This window comes from Buttiauxella ferragutiae, from assembly GCF_022637515.1.
Lineage (GTDB): Bacteria > Pseudomonadota > Gammaproteobacteria > Enterobacterales > Enterobacteriaceae > Buttiauxella > Buttiauxella ferragutiae.
In genome coordinates this window covers 1,538,858-1,563,771 of record NZ_CP093332.1, presented here as the reverse complement: position 1 = coordinate 1,563,771, position 24,914 = coordinate 1,538,858, and the positions used below count along the sequence as shown (strand labels likewise).

The window sequence follows — 24,914 nt, the reverse complement described above, 5'->3', positions numbered from 1 at the left end:
TCAGATTGGCTGCGTCATCAGACCGACGGATTTCACCCCTGCACTATGCAGCAGGTTAAGCGCCTTGATGATTTCCTCGTAAGGAACATCTTTAGCACCACCGATCAAAAAGACCGTTTTTGGATTTGCCTGTAAACGACGTTGTGCTTCCGCAACAACCTGCTCAGACGGCAACTGGTCCATACGATCTTTCTCAACCACCACGCTGTACTGCCCTACCCCGGACACTTCAATAATGACCGGCGGTTCATCATTACTGCTTACCGTTTGCGAATCTGTCGCATCAGGTAAATCAACCTCAACGCTTTGCGTGATAATAGGAGCCGTTGCCATAAAAATGAGCAACAACACTAACAGCACGTCTAGCAGAGGAACGATGTTAATTTCGGACTTTAATTCCCGACGACCACGCCCACGTCCACGTCTGGCCATGACTTACCCCTTACTGCTTATCGCTGCTGGTAAAAGCCTGACGGTGCAGGATAGCCGTGAACTCTTCCATGAAGTTGTCGTAATTCAATTCCAGTTTGTTCACACGTTGGTTCAGGCGGTTATACGCCATAACCGCAGGGATTGCAGCAAACAGGCCGATTGCGGTTGCAATCAGAGCTTCTGCGATACCTGGCGCAACCATCTGTAGGGTTGCTTGTTTTACCGCACCGAGTGCGATAAAGGCATGCATGATCCCCCAAACCGTACCAAACAGGCCGATGTATGGGCTGATGGAACCGACCGTTCCGAGGAATGGAATGTGCGTTTCAAGCGTTTCCAGCTCACGGCTCATGGAAATACGCATGGCACGAGATGCCCCTTCGACGACCGCTTCCGGCGCATGTGTGTTAGCACGGTGCAGTCGGGCAAACTCTTTAAAGCCTGAATAGAAAATTTGTTCAGAGCCAGCAAGATTGTCACGGCGGCCCTGGCTTTCTTGATAAAGACGGGACAATTCAATGCCCGACCAGAACTTATCTTCAAACGCTTCTGCTTCACGAGTAGCAGCATTGAGGATTCGCGTACGCTGAATAATGATTGCCCATGATGCAATGGAAAAACCAATCAAAATCAACATGATAAATTTGACCAGAAGGCTAGCCTTCAGGAACAAATCAAGGATATTCATGTCAGTCACTGCTTGAACTCCGCGACAATAGACTTGGGAAGCGCACGAGGCTTCATTGAGAGAAGATCAACACAAACGATCAGGACCTCAGCTTCATTGAGTACCCTGCCATCGGCATTGACTATTCGCTGCGTAAACACCAAAGATGTGCCACGCATTGATGTAATTTCACTTTGGATTTCGAGTAAATCGTCGAGTCGGGCAGGCGCAAGATAATCCACTGTCATCTTGCGTACGACGAAGGCGATGCTCGCTGCCAACAAATCCTGCTGGTTAAAGTGGTGTTGGCGCAGCATCTCTGTGCGTGCTCTTTCATAAAAAGCAACATAACTGGCGTGGTATACCACACCACCGGCGTCAGTATCTTCGTAGTAGACACGAACCGGCCATCGAAACAACGTTGTACTCACTTTACATCCCGGTAATGCAATTAAACGTTGCTACTATACGCAAGAGGATGGGGGTTGGGAATGGGTAGCACTAAACGTTAGGTAAATATTTATGGGCTTGTTAATGCCCATAAATATTAAGGAAAAATCTTAGCGGTTAAAGAAGCATCAGAAGAAGAAAATAGCCAATCCGGCCAGCAAAACTAATTGCGCAGGTAACGGGCTAAAAACGCCCTGCCACAGCACTTTGCGCGGGCGAAAGCCCACGCCATGTATCACACCGGTGCACACCGCCCACATCAGCAAAAAACCATGCCAGATTTCCAGACCACTGGTTTTCGCTGCGAAACGTGACGGGTCCCAAAACATACATCCGGCCAGAACTAATGCCATGATCAAGGAAAGAGCCCTTAAAGGGCTCTTATCCATTACCGCATACAACTTTGCGATAATTCCGTCCATTAATGTTCTTCTTTACCCGCTTTAGCAGCTTCTACGTGCTCAAGTGCCAGGGCGGTAATGATGCCGAAAGCACAAGCCAGCAGCGTCCCCAGAATCCATGCAAAGTACCACATAATCAGCTCCTTACTTAGTACAGAGAGTGGGTGTTGCTTTCGATATGCTCTTTGGTGATTCGACCGAACATTTTCCAGTAACACCAGATGGTGTAGATGAGAACGATCGGCACAAATACCGCAGCAACAAAGGTCATCACGTTCAGCGTCAGCTGGCTGGATGTTGCATCCCACATGGTCAGGCTAGCGTTCAGCATGGTGCTCGAAGGCATCACGAACGGGAACATCGCCACACCAGCAGTCAGAATCACACAAGCCAGAGTCAGTGAGGAGAACAGGAATGCCATCGCACCTTTCTCCAGACGGGACATCAACACAGTCAACAGCGGCAATACCACACCCAATGCAGGGATGAGCCACAGAATCGGCATGTTATTGAAGTTCACCATCCAGGCACCCGCCTGACGTGCCACTTCTTTAGTCAACGGATTCGATGCTGCGTGGTGGTTCAACTCTGAAGTCACAACGTAGCCATCGATACCGTAGATTACCCAAACACCCGCCAGTGCAAAGCACACCATCATCACCAGCGCTGAGATTTGCGCCGCCGCTTTGGTACGCAGATGTAGTTCACCTACGGTACGCATTTGCAGGTAAGTTGCCCCCTGAGCAAGAATCATCGATACGCTCACGACACCTGCCAACAGGCCAAACGGATTCAGCAACTGGAAGAAGTTACCGGTGTAGTACAGGCGCAGATATTCATCAACGTGGAACGGCACGCCTTGCAGCAAGTTGCCGAACGCCACACCGATAACCAACGGCGGCACGAAGCTACCGATGAAAATGCCCCAGTCCCACATACCACGCCAGCGCATGTCTTCAATCTTCGAACGGTAGTCAAAACCTACCGGACGGAAGAACAATGAAGCCAGCACCAGAATCATCGCTACATAGAAGCCGGAGAACGCAGCCGCGTAAACCATCGGCCAGGCAGCAAATAGCGCACCACCTGCGGTAATGAGCCATACCTGGTTACCGTCCCAGTGAGGGGCGATGGAGTTCACCATGATGCGGCGTTCAACGTCATTACGGCCAATGATGCGGGACAGCATACCTACGCCCATATCAAAGCCATCGGTGACTGCAAAACCAATCAGCAGAATGCCAACCAGCAGCCACCAGATAAAACGCAATACTTCATAATCGATCATTTGACGACTCCTGTCTTAGCGTGCCGGCTGAGAAGCCACATTGGACTGCTCAAAGTGATAGCGACCTGTTTTCAGACTGCTCGGCCCAAGGCGAGCAAATTTGAACATCAGGAACAGTTCCGCCACCATAAACAGCGTGTAAAGGCCGCAAATCAGTACCATGGAGAAGATCAGATCGCCCACGGTCAGAGAGGAGTTGGCAACCGCAGTCGGCAATACCTCACCAACAGCCCATGGCTGACGACCGTATTCAGCAACAAACCAGCCAGATTCAATCGCAATCCACGGCAGTGGGATACCATACAGCGCAGCGCGCAGCAGCCACGTTTTCGAGCCGATGGCATTACGCGTTACGGTCCAGAAGGAAGCCGCAATGATGAACAGCATCAGGAAGCCACAACCCACCATGATACGGAATGCAAAGTACAGCGGAGCAACACGTGGAATCGAGTCTTTGGTTGCTTTCTGAATCTGATCTTCCGTCGCATCAGCAACATTCGGGGTATAGCGTTTCAGCAGCAAGCCATAACCCAGGTCTTTCTTGACGGACTCAAAGTTATCGCGAACGGCCTGGTCTTTCGAACCAGCTCGAAGTTGTTCCAGCAGGCTATAAGCCTTCATGCCATTACGAATACGCTCTTCGTGTTGCACCATAAGGTCTTTCAGACCGATAACCGGTGTATCCACTGAACGAGTGGCAATGATGCCCAGCGCGTAAGGAATTTGAATTGCGAAGTGGTTTTCTTGCTTATCCTGATCCGGGATACCAAACAGCGTAAAGGCTGCCGGAGCTGGTTGAGTTTCCCACTCGGCTTCAATGGCAGCCAGCTTGGTTTTCTGCACATCACCCATTTCGTAACCAGACTCATCACCCAGCACGATAACAGACAGGATTGCCGCCATACCGAAGCTTGCAGCGATGGCAAATGAACGTTTCGCAAATGCGACGTCACGGCCTTTGAGCAAGTAGTAAGAACTGACACCGAGGATGAACATCGCACCGCACACGTAGCCAGAAGCCACGGTGTGAACGAATTTAACCTGAGCAACCGGGTTCAGTACCAGTTCGGAGAAGCTCACCATCTCCATACGCATGGTTTCGAAATTGAAGTCGGAAGCAATTGGGTTCTGCATCCAGCCGTTGGCGACCAGAATCCACAGAGCAGAAAGGTTGGAGCCAAGAGCCACCAGCCAGGTTACCGCCATGTGTTGAACTTTACCCAGGCGATCCCAACCAAAGAAGAACAGACCTACAAAGGTGGATTCAAGGAAGAACGCCATCAGACCTTCGATGGCCAGCGGGGCACCAAAAATGTCACCCACGTAGTGTGAGTAGTAAGACCAGTTTGTGCCGAACTGGAACTCCATGGTTAAACCAGTGGCCACACCCAAAGCAAAGTTGATACCAAACAACTTGCCCCAGAACTTGGTCATATCTTTATAAATTTGCTTACCTGACAGAACGTACACGGTTTCCATAATGGCCAACAGGAACGCCATACCGAGCGTTAGTGGCACAAACAGAAAGTGGTACATCGCGGTCAAGGCAAACTGTAAGCGCGACAGTTCGACAATATCAAACATCTTGACTCCTTGCTCTTCGCATGAAGACTCCGACCGTGGTTCGCCGTAGGGAAAACCACAACGCATGCCCTAATACAAAAACATTCGCTTCCAGACTTCATCCCTTCGTCATTTTATTTACATGTAACGAAGAAAGATGAAAGGTTACAAACACGTTAATAAAAACCAAAAATAATCCGCAAATATATTACCCTGCAATTTCCCTACGATAAACAGGTAATTGCTTAGTGTTATTTACGTTTCTCGACAGTGATCAATTTATAGCGAAAATGTCGTCTTACCGCCATCTTGATCTGCAACAATTTACGCCCTTTCCCACACCATTTGCTAGTTTTACATATTGATCTAGCGCAATTTTCCCTTCTTTTGTTAATTTAGTTTCTCATTGAGCTTAATGGTAAACCTATTGTTAATGATGTGTTTTATAAAACGCACTGTCGTTAATGAAAGGATGATATCTATAAACAAAAGTTATTTATTTGAAGTCAGGTTTGGAAATTAAACTTTCACGAAGTAGTGACGTATTGTGTTAATCACCTCACGGTATTTCTCTGAATTCGTTTCTTTTCTGGCTTGAAATTAACAAATATTTCACCTTTAATAATTATTAATTTAACAAAACATTATTTTTGATAGGGTTAGCAGGTCGTGATGAAGTCAAAAAAAACAAAAAAGCCACGTAAAAACGTGGCTTTAAAACACCGATGATGACAATGAAACTATCTTGAGCGGTCTGGTGCCAGGCTAAATGTGCGTGACTGGCAAGGTTGAAGCCGCGCAAAGTGCCCTGCCCTTTCTGATTGTTGTTGCAGCGGATTTTCATCCATTCCTGTTTCCATCCACCCCACGACAGGCAGTGTGCAAGCCACCATGCCTTCCCCACAATGCTGCTCATCAGGGTTAAAAATACGCATAATCAACTCATCACGATCTTCGGCTTTTTTGAGTGCACTGAGCATACAACCGACTGAAGGCATCGTAAGCAGGCTAAATGTGCCCGGTGTGGAAAAATCTACCCGGTTAAGCTTCATCGCATCAAACGGAATTTTGTTATAGCACTGAACCGGTGTCAGCCAGGTACGAGCGTGCTGAGCAATGCCCGCAGTCGTTGGCGAACCGCAAAATGCCATCAGGCTAAAGCGACAACATAATTTTCCGCGCAGTTGTGAATCTGGCGTCGGCAGTTTGATGCCTGATGGCCTTCCAGGGCGTAATACCAGTTCTTCTTTACCTAATACTCCCACCGAACGGAATAACGTCAGTGCGAAAGTGTCTTTTCTCTCACCGACGATTTCAAATTCACGCAGCCCGTCAGTAAACAGAGCCACTCCATTCTTACCGTCATGCAATGCAGCGTAATTCAACAAATTCCACACCGGGATTGGCGCTTCTTTCCAGCCTTCCTCCTGCCAGTTTTGCATTGCCACATCCTCTACCGGACGCGTGATAGTGCCGAACTGGTTATCCGCCAGCACCGTTGACGAGGCAAATGGCGTTGGGATCAGGACTCGCACACGATGATCGCAGGCCTGGTTATCAAGGCACATTTCGATATCAATGCGGCGGCTGTGATGCGCCAGCGTAACGTGGCATTCCACATCCAGATAACCGCTAGTTTGCCGTTGAGCCCGTTGTTGCAGATTATCAGGCAGCACCATGCGCAATTTCAGCGTTGCGATGCTTTGCCAGGCTTCATGCTTCACCTCACACTGGTGAGCACTCTCTGTCGAGTAAATCAGCCACTCCTCTTTGGCAGGTGAGTAATCGTACTCATCGCCATCATCTGACCCCTCTTCCAGCTGCAAAACCTGGTCGTAACTCAGCCCGCTTTGCTTATCGGTAATATGCAGCGTGCCGTTTTGATTGAGATTGATACGATAGAAATTGTTTTCCAGCAGCGCTTCACCCACTTCAGGCAGTACACGTTGCAGTCCTGGTTTTTGCCCTTCAACATACAACGTGCAATACCCCATCGCTGGCAGTACCTGGTTAAGCTGAATATCGTATTCCATGAAGGGATCGTAATTGCCGTAATGGACGATTTGCCTGTCGACCAGGCCTGGGTCAATTTCCCGCGCTTCGCGAATGAAGTACTCCACTTCATTGCCATGTTCATCTTTCAGGGAAAACTCACGGGCACGGATACGAATCGTGGTGTTAATCACCTCTTCGCGTGGATAAGGCATCATGTTGAAAAATGTCAGCTTATCGGCACTTGTTGTCGGCATATTGTCGACAATTTTACGCATATAAAAACGAATCAAATTTTCAGCCATGTCGTCCGCCAGCACAAAGCGGGTCATGATTTCCTGATGCACCTTATCACTACAGCAGCAACCGATGCTGTCGTGAGCGTGGTTTTTGAGGATCTCTTTCCACATTTTCTCCAGCAGGCCATGGTGGTACTCAAAACCTAGTGACCAAGCGATAGACGCCAGCGGCTCAAGAATATTGACGATTTTGTTTTCAATCTGCGCATGAGCAATTTTGATATCCATGCGAGTAGAGCTGATAGTGCGGTGCACTCGCATGTACTTACCATCAATGAACTCCCCTTCCAGCGTGGCAAGTTTGTCGCGTAACGCTTCAATTTTTTCGAATACGTCTTCATAGCGGCTCATGACAAATTCACGTTGCGGGTAAATCTCGCGCAGTTTATCGATAACCGCGAAGATATTTTGTTGCAGTGGCATTTGGTCATGCCCGTTTGGCAGCAAGATTTCCTGCGTGGCGGAAGCGTTTTCCAGCACCTCAAAATAACTGTCGAGGCGTTTACGCAGGCCGACTTCATCTTCTGGCAAATATTTACCAATCGCATAACCTAACGGCAGTACCTGAGTGACCACTTCACTGCCGTCTTTGCTTTTCCATAAGAATTCGGTTCGGTCTGTTCCGTGACGCTCGGAACAACCTCGCCAGAACATCGCGCGTTTAATACCAAAACCGTTAAAAATATGCGGCAGTTGTGCCGACATGCCAAACGAATCGGGCAAATAACCAATCTTCATCGACTCGCCAAACGCCATGCAATCACGCATGCCGTACATCAGGTTGCGCACAATCGACTCGCCAGAAACGATGGTGGTGTCAGTTTGCGTATACCACGGGCCGATAATCAGCTTGCCCGCTTCTACCATCGCTTTAACACGTGCTTTATTTTCCGGCTTAATCGCGAAGTAATCTTCCAGTACCGCCGTTTGTCCATCGAGCACGTAATATTTATAGTCAGGGTCACACTCAAGGCGTGCCAGAATCTCCTCCATGTTATTAATCAACAGGATGCGGGATTCCTCAGTGGTGAAATACCATTCACGGTCCCAATGCATATGGGGAGTAATATGAACACGAGATACAGCTTTCATTCTTGTTTGCCTTACTTCTGAGTGATTACGATAGAGCGCTTTCTGGGGAATATTTGCCCTGCTTAACGGCGTGCTTACGCCACAAAATCAATACCGATGTTGAAATGACCGTGCCAACCAATGCCGCACCGAACCATCCCGCAGCGGCAGTCAGGCCACTGAAGTCACCGGAATGCAGCAGGAATAAAGAAAAGATGCCCGCACCCGGCGTCGATAAGCCAATATTCATCGCACCAACCATCGCACCAGTGACTACCGATCCCACCAGGAATGAACCAATCACACGGATCGGATCTTCAATTGCCATTGGGATCGCGCCTTCGGTGATCCCTGCCAGCCCGAGCAGCCAGGTTGATTTACCGGTTTCAATCTCAAAATCTTTGAAAAGACGAGGAGCGATTAACGTAGAAGCGGTGACCGTAAAGGCCGATACCATTTTAACCGAGGCGAAAATGGCGTATGGGCCAAACACGCCGTTCGCCATCGCGCCGAGACAAAATGCGTATGAAGCCTTATTCACCGGGCCGCCGAGGTCAAACGAACACATAAAGCCGATAATTGCGCCCAGCAATAAGGCATTGCTGCCGGATAATCCGTTCAACCAGTGGGTGAGCGAAGTGTTGAGCCACGCAACAGGTTCGCCAATGACAAACAGCATCAGGCTGCCCGCGACCAGCGTGCCAATCACCGGATAGAGATAGAAGGTTAAAAAGCCGTTGAAGTTAGGGCTGAGGCGAATGTGTTTTTTCACCCAGCGCATCAGGTAGCCTGCGATTAAGCCACCCACTACCCCACCGAGAAAACCAGAACCAATCATGTTGGCCGCAAGGCCCGCTGCAAAACCAGGCCCGAGCGCGGGTTTATCAGCCAAAGAGTAAGCGGTATAAGCCGCCAGAACCGGCACCATCAGCGTGCCCAGCATTCCACCGCCAAGTTTGCGGTACATCCACAACCACGAGTTTTCGAGTTCGAACAAATGCTGCAAACCAAAAATCTGCGCCAGCAAAACAGCGACCGCTAACACGGTGCCTCCCGCAACAATCAGCGGAACGGCAAAAGAAATGCCGCTGAGTAGCGCCTGCTTTAACTCAGTTTTAAAACCTGGTGCAGATTGCGTTTCATCTTGCTGTTGCAGGCGTTCATCAGAAATGGGTTCCAGCGCCAGCGCCTGCTGCAAAATGCGCTCGGCGTGTTTAATCGGTTCGGCAACAGGGGTACGAATAGCAGGAATACCTTTGAAGCGTTCGGCTTCTTTAATTGCCACTTCTGCCGCAAACACGCAGGCATGTGCCTGATTAATCTGCCGGGCCGTTAAGCGCCCTTCAACGCCGTTCGCCCCTTGCTTTTCGACGTAAACATTGATGCCAAGCTTACGCCCGGCTTTTTCCAGATATTCAGCCGCCATATAAGTATGAGCAATCCCTGCCGGACAAGCGGTTACACAAACAATGGTCGGGCGTGTCGTATCTTCATCCCGCGCCACAATTTCTGGCTCACTATTTAGCAACGCCATAAACTCATTCACCGTCGTGGCACGCATCGCTTTCTCGCGCACCTCGTCATCCACCAATGCAGTGGTCAACGCGGTCAGAAGCTGCATATGTGTTGATCCAGCCTCCCCTTCAGGGATTGCCAGCAAGAAGATCATCTGTACCGATTCCGGCCCATCGATTCCTTCCCAGTCAATCGGTGACGTCAGCGTCGCGGCAGCAAAAGCCGCTTCTTTTACGGCATTCGTTTTACCGTGAGGGACTGCCAGCCCTTCGCCCAAAGCGGTTGGACCTTGCGCTTCTCGGGAAAATACTTCGGCCAGGAATTGCTCCAGATTATGTAATTTCCCCAATGCCGCCAGTTGGCCTGCCATGGCACGAATCGCATCATCACGGCTGTTAAACGTGGTTTGCAGCGTGATCAAATCCGGGTGAGTTAACGCCGTCAGCTTCATTATTTCCTCGTCGGGAATGAGTTTTGATGTTGCGCAGTGTATCGATATAAATAATACCTTTATGTGATCAATTTAACTTTATCGATAATTTGTATTTAATTTGTATTAATACTTATCGATTAACAGCTGCCATGATTGGGGCTATCATCTGGTGAGATTTCTAACGTTCTAAGAGGACTATGTGGTGGGTAAAAAACCGATGTACCGTCAGATTGCCGATGCTATCCGCTTGCAGGTGGAAAACGGTGAATTGAAAGCGGGTGACGCACTGCCCACAGAATCAGCGCTTCAGGCACAGTTTGCGGTGAGCCGGGTGACTGTCCGTCAGGCGCTCAAACAACTCACCGAACAGCAAATCATCGAGAGCATTCAAGGCAGCGGTTCATACGTTAAAGAGGAAAAGGTCAATTACGACATTTACCAGTTGACCAGCCTCTATGAAAAACTGGCCGACAGAAATGTCGAAACCCACAGCGAAGTGCAGATTTTTGAAGTTGCTAAAGCGGATGACATTCTGGCCGCCCACCTGCAACTGGCGGTCGACGACAAAGTCTGGCATGTGAAACGCGTGCGTTTCATTAAACAGAAACCCGTTACGCTGGAAGAAACCTGGATGCCACTCACGCTGTTCCCCGATCTCACCTGGGAGGTGATGGAGAATTCGAAATATCACTTCATCGAGAACGTGAAGAAGATGGTTATCGACCGCAGCGAACAAGAGATAATTCCGGTGATGCCATCTGAAGACGTCGTTAAAGCGTTGGGAGTTGATGCCAGCAAACCGGTTCTGGAAAAGGTGTCGCGTGGCTATTTAAGGGACGGACGGGTGTTTGAGTTCAGCCGTAACGTATTCAAAAGTGACGATTACAAATTTACGTTAGTGGCGCGGCGTAAGCATTAAATTTGTTAAAGCCCTTCCACTTATTTCCCTCATATTATTTCCCTCATAGCATCATTGAATTCACTACATCAAATGGTGCTATAAACAGCAATCAGTGAGCAAGAGCGCATTCGTATGCAAACTGTGGAATCGATTTGGGTCTGAATGACTTCATCACTCAAAGAGTGGCAATGCTGAAAATAACAATGATGATATTGCGTTTAATTCACAACACGAATCCCTTCATCACACCTATCCATGAAATCAATTAATTAATTGATATATAGAATATATATTTACACGCCCTCTGATTTTCAACCTAAAAAGTTGATGTCTTTCACATAATAAAAAACCAGACAGATTATTCTTCTCCCCCTGTTCACGGTGTTTATTCTTTGCCCGCTACGGCGTTGATGTCGTCCGCAGGCAAGCGCCTGAAGCCAATCAATTTTCAGTTCATGTAAACAAAAGGATTTGTATATGACCGGTAAACCCGCGGCACGGATGGGTGACATGACGGCAACAGCCGCGCTGGAATTGAGATCATGACCGAGTTTTAATGACTCGTTCATACGAACGAAATATGCCAATCATAAAAAAGGCCACTCAATAGAGCGGCCAACCATGTCGAACATTATCCCCTTCCCATTTGAAACTACAGCTTCAACTGCTTAGGGGATTTACTCTTATTTCTTTTACTTACTGAGGCAAAATAGCTTTCAGTGCGTCGCCGATGTCAGCCAGGCTGCGAACGGTTTTCACGCCAGCGGCTTCCAGTGCTGCGAATTTCTCATCCGCGGTACCTTTACCACCTGCAATGATTGCCCCCGCGTGACCCATACGCTTGCCTTTCGGCGCAGTCACACCTGCGATGTAACCAACAACTGGCTTGGTGACATGCTCTTTGATGTAAGCAGCAGCTTCTTCTTCGGCACTACCACCGATCTCACCGATCATCACGATAGCTTCAGTTTTCGGATCTTCCTCGAACATCTTCAGGATATCGATGAAGTTAGATCCAGGGATTGGGTCACCACCGATGCCCACACAAGTGGACTGGCCCAGACCGATATCAGTAGTCTGTTTAACCGCTTCATAAGTCAGCGTACCAGAGCGGGAAACGATGCCCACTTTGCCTGGCAGATGGATGTGACCTGGCATGATACCGATTTTGCACTCGCCTGGGGTGATAACGCCTGGGCAGTTTGGCCCAATCATGCGCACGCCTGCTTCGTCCAGTTTCACTTTCACAGTCAGCATATCCAGCGTCGGGATGCCTTCTGTGATGGTGATAATCAGCTTAATGCCTGCATCGATAGCTTCCAGAATGGAGTCTTTGCAGAACGGAGCTGGAACGTAGATTACCGTTGCAGTTGCACCAGTAGCTTCTACTGCTTCGCGTACGGTGTTAAATACTGGCAGACCCAGATGCTCGGTGCCGCCTTTACCTGGCGTTACACCGCCAACCATTTGCGTACCGTATGCAATCGCCTGCTCGGAGTGGAAAGTCCCCTGGCTGCCGGTGAAACCCTGGCAAATCACCTTGGTGTTTTTATCGATCAAAATGGACATTATTTCCCCTCCACGGCAGCAACAACCTGCTGTGCTGCATCCGTCAGACTTTTCGCTGCAATAATATTCAGGCCACTATCTGCCAGTTTCTTCGCACCCAGTTCCGCGTTGTTACCTTCCAGACGTACTACCACTGGAACGTTAACACCCACTTCTGCAACCGCGCCGATGATGCCGTCTGCGATCAGGTCGCAACGCACGATACCGCCGAAGATGTTAACCAGAACGGCTTTCACTTTGTCGTCAGACAGAATGATTTTGAATGCTTCGGTTACGCGCTCTTTCGTTGCGCCGCCGCCAACGTCCAGGAAGTTAGCTGGTTCGCCGCCGTGCAGTTTAACGATGTCCATGGTGCCCATTGCCAGGCCTGCACCGTTAACCATGCAACCGATGTTACCATCAAGCGCAACGTAGTTCAGTTCCCACTGTGCAGCCTGAGATTCACGTGCATCTTCCTGGCTTGGGTCACGCATTTCACGCAGCTCTGGCTGGCGGAACAGTGCGTTACCATCGGCACCCAGCTTGCCATCAAGACAAATCAGGTCACCCTGCCTGGTGATAACCAGCGGGTTGATTTCAATCAGCGCCAGGTCGCGCTCAAGGAAGATGTTCGCCAGACCCATAAAGATTTTGGTGAACTGCTGAACTTGCTTACCTTCCAGACCCAGTTTGAACGCCAGTTCACGGCCCTGGTAAGGCATTGGGCCTGCCAGCGGATCCAGGGCAACTTTGTGGATCAGGTGCGGGGTTTCTTCCGCAACTTTCTCAATTTCAACGCCACCTTCGGTGGACGCCATAAACACTACGCGACGGGAACTACGATCAACCACCGCGCCAAGATACAGTTCTTTATCAATGTCAGTTGCAGCTTCAACCAGAATCTGGTGAACCGGCTGGCCGCCTGCATCTGTTTGATAGGTCACCAGGCGTTTGCCCAGCCAGTGTTCAGCAAAAGTACGGATGTCTTCTTTGCTGTTAACCACTTTCACGCCACCCGCTTTACCGCGGCCACCAGCATGAACCTGACATTTTACTACCCACGGGCCTGCACCAATTTTGGATGCCGCTTCTTCCGCTTCACGCGGTGTGTTACAGGCGTAACCGACTGGAGCCGGTAGGCCATATCGAGCAAACAACTGTTTCGCCTGATACTCGTGTAAGTTCATGAGTTCTATCCATCCTTCATAAAAACATGTAGGTCAGTTGTCGCAATTCTCATCGGATGACGCTTCGCTTATCCGACCTACAAGGCAGGTGATAATTGTAGGCCCGGTAGCTTTAACTACCGGGCGTAGGGTACTAAACGTCCAGCAGCAGACGAGTTGGGTCTTCCAGCAGCTCTTTAATTGCCACCAGGTAGCCCACAGACTCGCGGCCATCGATCAGACGGTGATCGTAAGACAGTGCCAGATACATCATTGGCAGGATCTCAACTTTACCGTCGACCGCCATTGGTCGGTCTTTAATAGCGTGCATGCCGAGGATCGCGCTCTGCGGCGGGTTGATGATCGGCGTAGACATCAGTGAACCAAACACACCACCGTTGGTGATGGTGAAGTTACCGCCGGTCAAATCTTCCACGGTCAGCTTGCCGTCACGGCCTTTAACAGCCAGTTCTTTAATACGTTTTTCGATGTCAGCCATACCCAGGGTATCAACATCACGCAGTACTGGCGTTACCAGACCACGCGGTGTGGAAACCGCGATGCTCACGTCGAAATAGTTGTGGTAAACCACGTCTTCGCCATCGATAGAAGCGTTAACTTCTGGGTAGCGTTTCAGTGCTTCAACCACCGCTTTGATGTAGAAGGACATGAAGCCCAGACGTACACCGTGGCGTTTTTCGAAAGATTCACCGTACTGCTTACGCAGTTCCATGATTGGCTTCATGTTCACTTCGTTAAACGTGGTGAGCATGGCGGTGGAGTTTTTCGCTTCCAGCAAACGCTCAGCAACACGCTTACGCAGGCGAGTCATCGGCACGCGTTTTTCGCTGCGGCCAGCCAGTGGAGCAACCGGTGCTTTAGTTTCTGCCGCCGCTTTAGCTTGAGCAGGTTGAGCTGATTTCGCCTGAGTCAGATGTTTATCAACATCTTCACGGGTGATACGACCACCGACACCGCTACCTTTAATGGCATTAGCGTCCAGGGAATGCTCGGCAATCAGGCGGCGAATCGCCGGGCTGAGTGCGTCATTGCTCTGCTCTTCCAAAGAAGCCTGCTGGCGCTGTGCCGGAGTAGACTCTTTGGTTTCAGCTTTCGCAGAAGTCTCTTTACCAGAGCTGTTGCCTTCACGCAGGCGGCCAAGGATTTGACGAGAGGTTACGGTTGTCCCTTCATCTTCCAGTACAGCATCCAGAACACCATCTGCAGACGCCGGTACTTCCAGTACCACTTTGTCAGTTTCGATTTCTACCAGCACTTCGTCACGGGTAACGGTGTCACCCGGTTTTTTATGCCAGGTTGCAACTGTCGCATCGGCAACGGACTCAGGCAGGTCAGGAACTAGAATATCTACGCTACTCATTTTTTATCCTTTAATTAATCGACGTTCAGCGCGTCATTAACCAGATCTTGCTGCTGTTTCTGGTGAACGGACAAGTACCCTACCGCAGGTGATGCGGAGGCTGGGCGACCTGCATAACGCAGGGCTGATCCAAATGGAACGACTTCACGGAAGTGATGCTGGCTGCAGTACCATGCGCCCTGGTTAAGCGGCTCTTCCTGGCACCAGACAAAATCATGTACGTGAGCAAATGGTTTCAATGCTTCCTGCACCGCCTGGTGCGGGAATGGATACAACTGTTCGATGCGCACAATTGCGACATCTTTTTGATCATTCTTACGACGCTGTTCCAGCAAATCGTAATAAACCTTACCAGAACACATTACCACGCGTTTCACGCCTGCCGGGTCCAGCTCGTCAACTTCGCCAATCGCTGGCAGGAAGCTGCCGTTAGCCAGTTCATCCATAGTGGAAACGGCCAGTGGGTGGCGCAGTAAAGATTTCGGTGACATGACGACCAGAGGACGACGCATCCCGCGCAGCGCCTGACGACGCAGCATGTGGTAAACCTGCGCTGGAGTAGAAGGCACGCAAACCTGCATGTTTTGCTCTGCACACAGTTGGAGATAACGCTCAAGACGTGCGGATGAGTGTTCCGGGCCCTGGCCTTCGTAACCGTGCGGCAGCAACATCACCAGGCCACACATACGGCCCCATTTCTGCTCGCCAGAACTAATGAACTGGTCGATAACAACCTGAGCACCGTTAGCGAAGTCGCCAAACTGAGCTTCCCAGATAGTCAGCGTACGTGGTTCCGCCGTGGCATAACCGTATTCAAACGCCAGTACCGCTTCTTCAGACAGGACGGAGTCCCAAACTTTGAACTGGCCCTGGCTGTTGTGAACGTGTTGCAGTGGGGTGTAAGTCGAACCGTTAGTCTGGTTGTGAATCACAGCGTGACGGTGGAAGAAGGTTCCACGGCCAACGTCTTCGCCAGACAGACGCACAGAAACACCTTCATCAACCAGGGTTGCATACGCCAGGTTTTCAGCCGCGCCCCAATCGAATTTCTTGGCGCCGTTAGCCATTTCCATGCGGTCGCTGTAGATTTTCGCCACACGTGACTGCATTTCCACGGTTTCAGGCGCGCTGCTAATACGCTTAGCCAGCTCCTGTAAACGCTTCATTTCTACCTTGTTCGGATAGCTCTCATCCCACTCGTGGTTGAGGTATGGCGACCAGGTAAAGGAATGCATGTTCATCGGGCGGTATTCTTTCACCACACATTCGCCAGCATCCAGCGCGTCACGATAGAGATTCACCATTTCGGTAGCATCTTCTAACGTGGCCAGCTTTTGCTGCTCCAGACGGTCTGCGTAGATTTTACGTGGCGTCGGGTGTTTCTTGATTTTCTGGTACATCACTGGCTGAGTGGCACTTGGCTCATCAGCTTCGTTATGACCATGGCGACGGTAGCAAACCAGGTCGATAAACACGTCGCGCTTAAAGGTGTTACGGAAATCCAGTGCCAGACGGGTGACAAACGCCACCGCTTCAGGGTCATCAGCATTCACGTGGAAAATCGGTGCCATCACCATCTTACCGATATCAGTACAGTACGGTGTAGAACGCGCATCCAGCGGGTTGGACGTGGTGAAACCAATCTGGTTGTTGATAACGATGCGAACAGTACCGCCCACTTCGTAACCACGCGCTTTGGACATGTTCAGGGTTTCCTGAACTACGCCCTGCCCGGCTACCGCTGCGTCACCGTGAATGGTGATTGGCAGAACCTGATTAATACCTGGTTTTTCCAGACGATCCAGACGCGCACGCACTGAACCGATAACCACAGGGCTGACGATTTCAAGGTGCGATGGGTTAAACGCCAGCGCCAGGTGAACCAGGCCACCTTCGGTTTCAACGTCAGATGAGAAGCCCATGTGGTACTTCACATCACCGGTGCCGAGGTGCTCTTTATGTTTACCCGCGAACTCGTCGAACAGTTCCTGTGGTTTTTTACCCAGCACGTTGATGAGCACGTTCAGGCGGCCACGGTGTGCCATGCCCAGAACCACTTCACGTGTGCCGCTCTTACCCGCATGGCGGATCATCTCTTTGAGCATTGGCACCAGTGCGTCACCGCCTTCCAGCGAGAAGCGTTTAGCTCCTGGGAATTTCGCGCCCAGGTAACGCTCAAGGCCTTCTGCTGCGGTCAGTTCGCTCAGGAAGCGTTTTTTCTCTTCAACAGTAAATGTTGAGTGACCGACAACCGATTCAATACGCTGCTGAATCCAGCGTTTCTCTTCGGTGCTGGTGATGTGCATATATTCCGCACCGATTGAACCGCCGTAAGTCTGTTCGAGCGCATCAATCAGGTCAGCCAGCTTCATGGTTTCTTTGCCGCTGGCAAAAGAACCCACGTTGAAGGTTTCCTGAAGATCAGCATCAGTCAGATTATGGAAGGCTGGGTCCAGATCGGGAACCGCATCCTGCTTCCACAGGCCAAGCGGGTCAAGATTTGCAGCTTGATGCCCGCGGAAACGCCAGGCGTTGATCAGCTGCAACACTTTGACTTGCTTAACGTCAGTGTCAGGGTCGGTAATTGCGGTGGAATAACGTGAGGCATCCTTCGCCAGACGACGGAAATAATCACGTGTTTTGGAATGGAATTGATCCGGTCTGGCCCCGGTTCCAGGTAATTGCTGGAACATTGAGCGCCAGTGCGCATCAACAGAGTCAGGATCGGTTAAGAAGTCTTCATAGAGCTGCTCTATCCAGGACTGGTTTGCACCTGCCAGGTAAGAGGAATCCAGCCAGGCTTTCATTTCGCCGTTCTGCATCGTGATCCCTTAAGCATTTATATGCTTATTTCGCCGTGAATAACTATTACGTACAGAATACAGAAGTTGTACGCATTACCGGGGTTCACAACAACGAGCCATTAACTTGTCAGGCAGCTCGCGAAGGAACCTTTAAAAACTGTCGCAACAGGGCAGTTTTTAAAGATTTCCTGCATTTTTATTACTCCCTCTCCCTCAGGGAGAGGGTCGGGGTGAAGGCTGTGTTCAGCATCGATTGCCCTCACCCTAACCCTCTCCCCCAGGAGAGGGGACTATCATGCGCTTCTTTGCAGCAACATCGACTTAATGTGGCCGATGGCTTTCGTCGGGTTCAGCCCCTTAGGACAAACACTGACGCAGTTCATGATGCCATGACAGCGGAATACGCTGAAAGCATCACTGATACCGTCAAGACGACTGGCGGTTTCAGTATCACGGCTATCGATCAGGAAACGATATGCCGCCAGTAAACCTGCAGGCCCGATGAACTTATCTGGGTTCCACCAGAAGGACGGACAGGAAGTCGAGCAACATGCGCAAAGAATACACTCGTACAGGCCGTCCAGTTTTTCACGCTGCTCAGGTGACTGTAAATGCTCACGAGCAGGTGGATTTTGTCCATTATTCAACAGGTAAGGCTTAATCTTCTCATATTGAGCATAGAATTGTCCCATGTCCACCACCAGATCTCTCACAACTGGCAATCCAGGTAGTGGCCGGATCACAATCTTTTGCTTTCCATTACCTAATGCGGAGATTGGGGTGATACAGGCCAGACCATTTTTGCCATTCATGTTCACACCATCGGAGCCACAAACCCCTTCACGGCATGAACGACGAAACGACAACGACGGATCTTTTTCTTTCAACTGCATCAGCGCGTCAAGCAACATCATGTCGCGCCCTTCTTCCCCTTCCAGGGTGTACTCCTGCATACGCGGAGCATCGTCAACATCCGGGTTGTAGCGATAAATAGAGAATTCGAGTTTCATCACTTTGCTCCGCTATTAATAAGTACGCACTTTCGGCGGGAATGCCGGACGCAGTTTCGGTTGCATGTTGACCTCACGGCGCGTCATGCTTTCCGACTCAGGCAAATACAAGCTGTGGCACAGCCAGTTCGCATCGTCACGGTCCGGATAGTCGAAGCGGCTATGTGCGCCACGGCTTTCGGTGCGGAAGTTAGCGGAAACAGCGGTAGCAAAAGCGGTTTCCATCAGGTTATCCAGCTCCAGGCACTCAACACGCTGGGTGTTGAACTCGCTTGAAGTGTCATCCAGACGGGCATTTTTCAGGCGTTCGCGGATGAGTTTCAGTTGCTCAAGGCCTTTCGCCATCGCATCACCTTCACGGAATACCGAGAAGTTATGCTGCATACATTCCTGAAGCGCTTTGCGGATTTGCACGGGATCTTCACCGTCACGGTTGTTGTTCCAGCGGTTCAGGCGTTCCAGAGCGACATTAATTTCGTCTTCGCTGGCATCACGCAGTTCGCCTTGCTCAGCGATACACTCCAGCAGATGCAGACCAGCTGCACGACCAAACACCACCAGATCCAGCAGCGAGTTACCGCCCAGACGGTTAGCACCGTGAACCGATACGCAGGCAATTTCACCTACCGCAAACAGGCCCGGAATGACGACGTCTTCGCCCTGCTCGTTCACCGTCAGTGCCTGACCAGTCACTTTGGTTGGAACGCCGCCCATCATGTAGTGGCAAGTTGGGATAACCGGAATCGGTTCTTTAACCGGGTCAACGTGTGCAAAGGTACGCGAAAGCTCAAGGATACCCGGCAGACGAGATTCCAGAACTTCTTTACCCAGGTGGTCGAGTTTCAGTTTAGCGTGTGGACCCCATGGGCCATCGCAACCGCGACCTTCACGGATTTCAATCATGATGGAACGCGCAACAACGTCACGGCCCGCCAGGTCTTTGGCGTTTGGCGCATAACGCTCCATGAAACGCTCGCCGTGTTTGTTCAGCAGATAACCGCCTTCACCACGGCAACCTTCTGTGACCAGTACACCTGCGCCAGCAATGCCGGTTGGGTGGAACTGCCACATTTCCATATCTTGTACTGGCACGCCTGCACGCAGCGCCATGCCAACACCGTCACCGGTATTAATGTGCGCGTTAGTGGTGGACTGATAAATACGGCCCGCACCACCGGTTGCCAGAATGGTCGCTTTCGCTTTGAAGTACACCACTTCGCCGGTTTCGATACACAGCGCGGTAGTACCGACCACAGCGCCATCGGCGTTTTTCACCAGATCAAGCGCATACCATTCGGAGAAGATCGTGGTTTTGTTTTTCAGGTTTTGTTGATACAGCGTGTGCAACAGTGCGTGACCGGTACGGTCAGCCGCAGCCGCTGTACGTGCCGCTTGCTCGCCGCCGAAGTTTTTCGACTGGCCACCAAACGGACGCTGGTAAATAGTGCCATCATCAAGACGGGAGAACGGCAGACCCATGTGCTCCAGTTCCAGAATCGCTTCCGGGCCGGTTTTGCACATATATTCAATGGCGTCCTGGTCACCGATGTAATCGGAACCTTTTACCGTGTCATACATATGCCATTCCCAGTTGTCTTCGTGGGTATTACCGAGTGCTACGGTAATACCACCCTGCGCAGACACGGTATGGGAACGGGTTGGGAAAACTTTGGACAGTAAGGCGCAAGTTTGGCCTGACTGGGAGATTTGCAATGCGGCGCGCATACCTGCACCACCCGCACCGACAACAACTGCATCAAACTCTCTGACCGGTAACTTCATTACACACCCCACACCACAACGAATCCATAAATGACGTAAACCAACAGTGCAACAACAATCAGCAGTTGCAGCCCAAGGCGAATCGCCACTGGTTTAACGTAGTCGGTCAACACCTGCCACATGCCAATCCAGGCATGGATCAAAATCGAGAACAATGTCAGCAGGGTGAACACTTTGGTGAAGGCGGAGCCGAAGAAGCCACTCCAGACCTCGTAGGTTAAATCGCCAGCGGTGGCGAAGAACCCAATCATATAAATGATGTACAGGGTGATTACGATGGCGGATGCACGAACCAGAATATAGTCATGCACACCATTGCGACCCAATGCGGAGGCATTGCTTACCATACGAGGACTCCTGCGAGAAGTGAAAGCACGACAGTAATAACAAAGGAAATCATCGCGGATCGTTTGCCCGCTATCAGGGTTTCTTCCAGCAAACCGGTGTCCATCATGATGTGGCGAATACCCACAACAACGTGATAAGCCAGTGCTGTGAGGATGCCCCACATAATGAATTTAACAAAGAAGCTGCCCATTATTGCTGACGCAACAAGGAAGCCTTCTGGAGACGAGAGTGACTGGCCTAACAACCACAGTAGGATGCCTACAGCCACAAAGGTGATCACGCCGGATACACGATGGAGGATGGAAGCGATTGCAGTGACGGGGAACCTCATTGTAGTGAGATCGAGGTTTACAGGTCTTTCTTTTTTCGCATTTTTTATCATGAATAGCGCCCACATGCTGTTCTTATTGTTTCCTTCCTCCGGGTCTGCAGGCGGGGTCAGACAGCGTGAACTTTCTATAACTGTGCGTCATGCAAAAACAGCTACATCCAGATGCCAAAAAACTGGCTACAACGCTGGGTGGCTCCCGGTGGCAGGGTATTCCGGAGACCTGGCGGCAGTATAGGCGCTTCACAAATTCATTACAATTAACCTACATATAGTTTGAAGGGTTTTAGTCGGAACAGTGAGCAGGATCACGATAACAACATTATTTTAAATTTTAATCATCTGATTTGACAAAAGTTAAACATTATTGTTACAAACGGAGCCAGAAAAGCCGTATAATTCGTAAAAGTTATAGGGTCAGCCTTTCACCTGATAATAAGTTATGTAACAGTGTGTCAGTCTTGACCCAGTCAATTAGGACGGTTATTAGTGGTATACAGGTTTGAATGATATGGACTGCTAACACCTTGATTTGCTGATTTTTCGCCTGCGTGGCATATGTTACCTGCAAGCGCCCATCGCTCTGTACCCTGGCAGTACACAATCAAAACAGAGCCACGAGCGAACAAAAAACGGGTAACGAACACGATGTGTTTGAACGCAAATCAGGTATCCCGCAGTCTGATAAAATGAGGCGCTAAGGAGACCGTAATGGCTGATAAGAAAGCAACTCTCACCTACAACGGTGATGATGCTCTGGAACTGAATGTGCTAAAAGGCACACTCGGCCAGGATGTAATTGATATTCGTAGTCTTGGTTCTAAAGGTGTGTTTACTTTTGACCCGGGTTTCACCTCTACGGCTTCATGTGAGTCAAAAATCACCTTTATCGACGGTGATGAAGGCATCTTGTTGCACCGTGGTTTCCCAATCGATCAGTTGGCAACCCACTCCAATTATCTGGAAGTCTGCTATATCCTGCTGAACGGCGAAAAACCGACTCAGGAACAATACGAAGAATTCAAAACTACCGTTACCCGTCACACCATGATCCACGAACAAATCACCCGTTTGTTCCACGGTTTCCGTCGTGACTCCCATCCGATGGCGGTAATGTGTGGTGTAACCGGCGCGCTGGCTGCGTTTTACCATGACTCCATGGACGTGAATAACCCACGCCACCGTGAGATCGCCGCGTTCCGTCTGCTGTCCAAAATGCCAACGATGGCAGCAATGTGTTACAAATATTCTATTGGCCAGCCGTTCGTTTATCCACGTAACGACCTGTCCTACTCCGGTAACTTCCTGAACATGATGTTCTCCACGCCGTGCGAGAAATACGAAGTTAACCCGATTCTTGAGCGCGCAATGGACCGTATTCTGATCCTGCACGCCGACCACGAGCAAAACGCCTCTACTTCTACCGTCCGTACCGCAGGCTCTTCTGGCGCTAACCCGTTCGCCTGTATTGCTGCCGGTATCGCATCCCTGTGGGGGCCAGCACACGGTGGTGCTAACGAAGCTGCACTGAAAATGCTCGAAGAAATCAGCAGCGTTGAGCACATTCCAGAATTCATCCGTCGCGCGAAAGACAAAAATGACTCTTTCCGCCTGATGGGCTTTGGTCACCGCGTGTACAAAAACTACGACCCGCGTGCCACTGTAATGCGTGAAACCTGCCATGAAGTTCTCAAAGAGCTGAATCTGAAAGATAACAGCCTGCTGGAAGTGGCGATGGAGCTTGAGCATATCGCGCTTAACGACCCGTACTTCATCGAGAAGAAACTCTACCCGAACGTGGACTTCTACTCAGGCATTATCTTGAAAGCAATGGGTATTCCATCGTCCATGTTTACCGTTATCTTCGCGATGGCGCGTACCGTTGGCTGGATTGCTCACTGGAACGAAATGCATGATGACGGCATTAAAATTGCCCGCCCACGTCAGTTGTATACTGGCTACGCGCAGCGTGATTTCGAATCTGATTTGAAAAAATAAGTTCGATGCTGGAAACAAAAACGCGCCAATCGGCGCGTTTTTTTTATGCTTAAAACCGCTGGCATCCCCATGTTTTACATGGGCTTTGTCTTTTCGGCGCGGGGAGTTGGCCAGCATTATACCTGCGGCGTTTCCGGCGTTACTACTGGCGCAGCAGGTGCTTCAGCTTGCGCCGGTTCGGCAGTGACTGGGGCTTCAATTTGCTGCGGCATAACCGGAACGGGTTCTGCGGGAATCGATTCTGACTTCGGTTGCGGAACCGGGGTTGCGGCACGGACGATAAATATCGGTTTGCCGTTCGTAACAGAATAGGTCACATGGCTGATAACATCGCGCGATGACGACACTTCGACAGGCGCTATGGTCACACGGCCAATCAGCGTACGGGCATAGCCGCCGACTTTGTGTTTGCCCTCTGGAAGTTGTACCTCAAGGCTCTCACCCGTCCCCAGCACACCGGCATCCTTGTTATCAATGGTCACGTGTATAGCGGTGCCATCGTCGGTTTTTGTCGGGATATGCGTCACGGTCACCCGCGAGGAGCCGAAATCAAATGCTGGCGCCGGGTCGGTGCTTTTCGATTTTGCACACCCTGTCAGGGCTAAAACGGCTGCCACGGCAGCAATGGCGAAACGATAACTCATAGTGCAACATCTTCCTTTAAGACTTTTTTGTGATCTGCATCTCAATATACTCGATTTCCGCCCTATGAAATAAACGCAATCTTCAGGATTCTTTAATGCTGGCAGCCAGGGCACCAATAAAACGGCCTCGAAGAGAGCATAGTTTTCTCGATTACCCCACCGCAGCGTCCGCATTTCTCCCCTGCCCGATGAAAAACCTTGAAGCTGAAAATCGCCCCATGGTGTTTGTTTTCATCCACAGTGCCACGCGTGTTGTATGAAAACCGTGGAATATCCAGCAGCGCGTAAGACAGTTTTTCGAGTTGTTCAGGGGTTAAATCCTGTGCTTTATGATGCGCCAGTAACCCAACGGCCCAGAGAATTTCAACCCGCAGGTAGTTTCCCAAACCCGCCAGAAAAGCCTGGTCCAACAGAAGACCACTAAACTGCCGCTTACGAAAGCGTGACGACAATAAACGATCTTTTACCTGCTGTGGCGTCAGCGTCATATCAAGCACATCCGGCCCCACACGTAGCAAGAAAGGATGGTTCGATAGCTGATTTGCATCGAGCATTTCGATATCTGACGCGCTGTAGAGCAGAATGGCTTTATCCGCAGTCTGTAATTTCACGCGTAAGATTCGTGTGGTTTGCGGCATTTCACCGGCATTAACCACGCGCCATACCCCATAAAGCTGATTGTGGCTGTACAGGGTTAAGCCACTGGAAAAGTGTGTCAGTAAGGCTTTGCCGCGCGTTTCTATCCGCGCGACTTTTTGACCAACCAACTCAGTTTCAAACGCCTTCAGTTCCGGAAACGCAAACCAGGCACCCGTTAACGATTTGCCTAAAACGGCGTCCTCGAGTTTATCTGCTGCGCGCCGGATTTCTGGGCCTTCTGGCATCACATCATC

At 50.3% G+C, this 24,914-nt stretch carries 22 protein-coding genes; 3 read left to right on the top strand and 19 right to left on the bottom strand.

Going from position 1 to position 24,914, the window contains the following annotated elements:
• The 9 genes from tolR to mngA form a co-directional block, all read right to left on the bottom strand.
• On the bottom strand, positions 1-432 hold the full coding sequence (gene tolR, locus MNO13_RS07105) for a colicin uptake protein TolR (RefSeq protein ID WP_064544880.1): 432 nt from the start codon (positions 430-432) through the stop codon (positions 1-3).
• Between the two features lie 10 nt (positions 433-442).
• Positions 443-1,129, bottom strand: coding sequence for a Tol-Pal system protein TolQ (gene tolQ, locus MNO13_RS07100; protein WP_072009447.1), 687 nt, complete (start codon positions 1,127-1,129; stop codon positions 443-445).
• A complete protein-coding gene (ybgC, locus tag MNO13_RS07095) occupies positions 1,126-1,530 on the bottom strand; it encodes a tol-pal system-associated acyl-CoA thioesterase (RefSeq protein WP_064544878.1) in 405 nt (134 codons plus the stop codon). The genes tolQ and ybgC overlap by 4 nt, the downstream gene beginning before the upstream one ends.
• Positions 1,531-1,677: 147 nt before the next feature.
• Positions 1,678-1,971, bottom strand: coding sequence for a cyd operon protein YbgE (ybgE, locus tag MNO13_RS07090; protein ID WP_133521948.1), 294 nt, complete (start codon positions 1,969-1,971; stop codon positions 1,678-1,680).
• Positions 1,971-2,084, bottom strand: a complete 114-nt coding sequence (gene cydX / locus MNO13_RS07085) for a cytochrome bd-I oxidase subunit CydX (protein ID WP_064544874.1) — start codon at positions 2,082-2,084, stop codon at positions 1,971-1,973. The genes ybgE and cydX overlap by 1 nt, the downstream gene beginning before the upstream one ends.
• A 14-nt stretch (positions 2,085-2,098) precedes the next feature.
• Positions 2,099-3,238, bottom strand: coding sequence for a cytochrome d ubiquinol oxidase subunit II (gene cydB / locus MNO13_RS07080; protein WP_064544872.1), 1,140 nt, complete (start codon positions 3,236-3,238; stop codon positions 2,099-2,101).
• A gap of 15 nt (positions 3,239-3,253) precedes the next feature.
• The gene (cydA, locus tag MNO13_RS07075; protein ID WP_064544870.1) at positions 3,254-4,822 is read right to left on the bottom strand and encodes a cytochrome ubiquinol oxidase subunit I; all 1,569 of its coding nucleotides are present in this window, start codon (positions 4,820-4,822) and stop codon (positions 3,254-3,256) included.
• 719 nt (positions 4,823-5,541) lie between these two features.
• Positions 5,542-8,184, bottom strand: coding sequence for a mannosylglycerate hydrolase (gene mngB, locus MNO13_RS07070; protein ID WP_241939683.1), 2,643 nt, complete (start codon positions 8,182-8,184; stop codon positions 5,542-5,544).
• 25 nt (positions 8,185-8,209) lie between these two features.
• Positions 8,210-10,129, bottom strand: a complete 1,920-nt coding sequence (gene mngA / locus MNO13_RS07065) for a PTS 2-O-a-mannosyl-D-glycerate transporter subunit IIABC (RefSeq protein WP_241939682.1) — start codon at positions 10,127-10,129, stop codon at positions 8,210-8,212.
• A gap of 184 nt (positions 10,130-10,313) precedes the next feature.
• On the opposite strand from mngA, the gene MNO13_RS07060 reads away from it, so the two are divergent.
• The gene (locus MNO13_RS07060) at positions 10,314-11,030 is read left to right on the top strand and encodes a GntR family transcriptional regulator (protein ID WP_167558320.1); all 717 of its coding nucleotides are present in this window, start codon (positions 10,314-10,316) and stop codon (positions 11,028-11,030) included.
• Positions 11,031-11,708: 678 nt separating this feature from the next.
• Here the strand turns inward: MNO13_RS07060 and sucD are convergent.
• The 8 genes from sucD to sdhC form a co-directional block, all read right to left on the bottom strand.
• Complete coding sequence (sucD, locus tag MNO13_RS07055) at positions 11,709-12,581, bottom strand: succinate--CoA ligase subunit alpha (RefSeq protein ID WP_064544863.1); 873 nt, start codon at positions 12,579-12,581, stop codon at positions 11,709-11,711.
• Positions 12,581-13,747 (bottom strand): ADP-forming succinate--CoA ligase subunit beta, encoded by a 1,167-nt coding sequence (sucC, locus tag MNO13_RS07050; protein ID WP_064544861.1) that lies wholly within the window; start codon positions 13,745-13,747, stop codon positions 12,581-12,583. Before sucC ends, sucD begins: the two co-directional genes overlap by 1 nt.
• 133 nt (positions 13,748-13,880) lie before the next feature.
• Positions 13,881-15,107, bottom strand: a complete 1,227-nt coding sequence (odhB, locus tag MNO13_RS07045; protein WP_064544859.1) for a 2-oxoglutarate dehydrogenase complex dihydrolipoyllysine-residue succinyltransferase — start codon at positions 15,105-15,107, stop codon at positions 13,881-13,883.
• Positions 15,108-15,121: 14 nt separating this feature from the next.
• A complete protein-coding gene (sucA, locus tag MNO13_RS07040) occupies positions 15,122-17,929 on the bottom strand; it encodes a 2-oxoglutarate dehydrogenase E1 component (protein WP_064544857.1) in 2,808 nt (935 codons plus the stop codon).
• A 275-nt stretch (positions 17,930-18,204) separates the two neighbouring features.
• Positions 18,205-18,921: a succinate dehydrogenase iron-sulfur subunit gene (locus MNO13_RS07035; protein WP_121815193.1), complete on the bottom strand. Its 717-nt coding sequence runs from the start codon at positions 18,919-18,921 to the stop codon at positions 18,205-18,207.
• A gap of 15 nt (positions 18,922-18,936) precedes the next feature.
• Complete coding sequence (gene sdhA / locus MNO13_RS07030) at positions 18,937-20,703, bottom strand: succinate dehydrogenase flavoprotein subunit (protein ID WP_121815192.1); 1,767 nt, start codon at positions 20,701-20,703, stop codon at positions 18,937-18,939.
• Positions 20,703-21,050, bottom strand: coding sequence for a succinate dehydrogenase membrane anchor subunit (gene sdhD, locus MNO13_RS07025; RefSeq protein ID WP_064544851.1), 348 nt, complete (start codon positions 21,048-21,050; stop codon positions 20,703-20,705). The genes sdhA and sdhD overlap by 1 nt, the downstream gene beginning before the upstream one ends.
• Positions 21,044-21,448 carry a succinate dehydrogenase cytochrome b556 subunit gene (sdhC, locus tag MNO13_RS07020; protein WP_064544849.1) on the bottom strand — a complete coding sequence of 135 codons (405 nt, stop codon included), beginning with the start codon at positions 21,446-21,448 and terminating at the stop codon, positions 21,044-21,046. Before sdhC ends, sdhD begins: the two co-directional genes overlap by 7 nt.
• A gap of 278 nt (positions 21,449-21,726) precedes the next feature.
• On the opposite strand from sdhC, the gene MNO13_RS24445 reads away from it, so the two are divergent.
• Both MNO13_RS24445 and MNO13_RS07015 read left to right on the top strand, forming a co-directional pair.
• Positions 21,727-21,885, top strand: a complete 159-nt coding sequence (locus MNO13_RS24445) for a hypothetical protein (protein WP_422387208.1) — start codon at positions 21,727-21,729, stop codon at positions 21,883-21,885.
• A 205-nt stretch (positions 21,886-22,090) separates the two neighbouring features.
• On the top strand, positions 22,091-23,377 hold the full coding sequence (locus tag MNO13_RS07015) for a citrate synthase (RefSeq protein WP_064544847.1): 1,287 nt from the start codon (positions 22,091-22,093) through the stop codon (positions 23,375-23,377).
• A gap of 116 nt (positions 23,378-23,493) precedes the next feature.
• Here MNO13_RS07015 and MNO13_RS07010 read toward each other — a convergent pair whose 3' ends face one another.
• Entirely contained in the window at positions 23,494-24,021 is a 528-nt protein-coding gene (locus MNO13_RS07010; protein WP_237932419.1) for a hypothetical protein, read from the bottom strand.
• Between the two features lie 92 nt (positions 24,022-24,113).
• Positions 24,114-24,905, bottom strand: a complete 792-nt coding sequence (gene nei / locus MNO13_RS07005) for an endonuclease VIII (protein WP_241939681.1) — start codon at positions 24,903-24,905, stop codon at positions 24,114-24,116.
• Between the last annotated feature and the right edge of the window lie 9 nt (positions 24,906-24,914).

Coding starts and splice junctions, on each gene's coding strand:
- tolR (WP_064544880.1), bottom strand. CDS start 432: ATGGCCAGACGTGGACGTGGGCGTGGTCGTCGGGAATTAAAGTCCGAA.
- ybgE (WP_133521948.1), bottom strand. CDS start 1,971: ATGGACGGAATTATCGCAAAGTTGTATGCGGTAATGGATAAGAGCCCT.
- cydX (WP_064544874.1), bottom strand. CDS start 2,084: ATGTGGTACTTTGCATGGATTCTGGGGACGCTGCTGGCTTGTGCTTTC.
- cydB (WP_064544872.1), bottom strand. CDS start 3,238: ATGATCGATTATGAAGTATTGCGTTTTATCTGGTGGCTGCTGGTTGGC.
- cydA (WP_064544870.1), bottom strand. CDS start 4,822: ATGTTTGATATTGTCGAACTGTCGCGCTTACAGTTTGCCTTGACCGCG.
- mngB (WP_241939683.1), bottom strand. CDS start 8,184: ATGAAAGCTGTATCTCGTGTTCATATTACTCCCCATATGCATTGGGAC.
- mngA (WP_241939682.1), bottom strand. CDS start 10,129: ATGAAGCTGACGGCGTTAACTCACCCGGATTTGATCACGCTGCAAACC.
- sucD (WP_064544863.1), bottom strand. CDS start 12,581: ATGTCCATTTTGATCGATAAAAACACCAAGGTGATTTGCCAGGGTTTC.
- sucC (WP_064544861.1), bottom strand. CDS start 13,747: ATGAACTTACACGAGTATCAGGCGAAACAGTTGTTTGCTCGATATGGC.
- odhB (WP_064544859.1), bottom strand. CDS start 15,107: ATGAGTAGCGTAGATATTCTAGTTCCTGACCTGCCTGAGTCCGTTGCC.
- sucA (WP_064544857.1), bottom strand. CDS start 17,929: ATGCAGAACGGCGAAATGAAAGCCTGGCTGGATTCCTCTTACCTGGCA.
- MNO13_RS07035 (WP_121815193.1), bottom strand. CDS start 18,921: ATGAAACTCGAATTCTCTATTTATCGCTACAACCCGGATGTTGACGAT.
- sdhA (WP_121815192.1), bottom strand. CDS start 20,703: ATGAAGTTACCGGTCAGAGAGTTTGATGCAGTTGTTGTCGGTGCGGGT.
- sdhD (WP_064544851.1), bottom strand. CDS start 21,050: ATGGTAAGCAATGCCTCCGCATTGGGTCGCAATGGTGTGCATGACTAT.
- sdhC (WP_064544849.1), bottom strand. CDS start 21,448: ATGTGGGCGCTATTCATGATAAAAAATGCGAAAAAAGAAAGACCTGTA.
- MNO13_RS07015 (WP_064544847.1), top strand. CDS start 22,091: ATGGCTGATAAGAAAGCAACTCTCACCTACAACGGTGATGATGCTCTG.
- MNO13_RS07010 (WP_237932419.1), bottom strand. CDS start 24,021: ATGAGTTATCGTTTCGCCATTGCTGCCGTGGCAGCCGTTTTAGCCCTG.
- nei (WP_241939681.1), bottom strand. CDS start 24,905: ATGCCAGAAGGCCCAGAAATCCGGCGCGCAGCAGATAAACTCGAGGAC.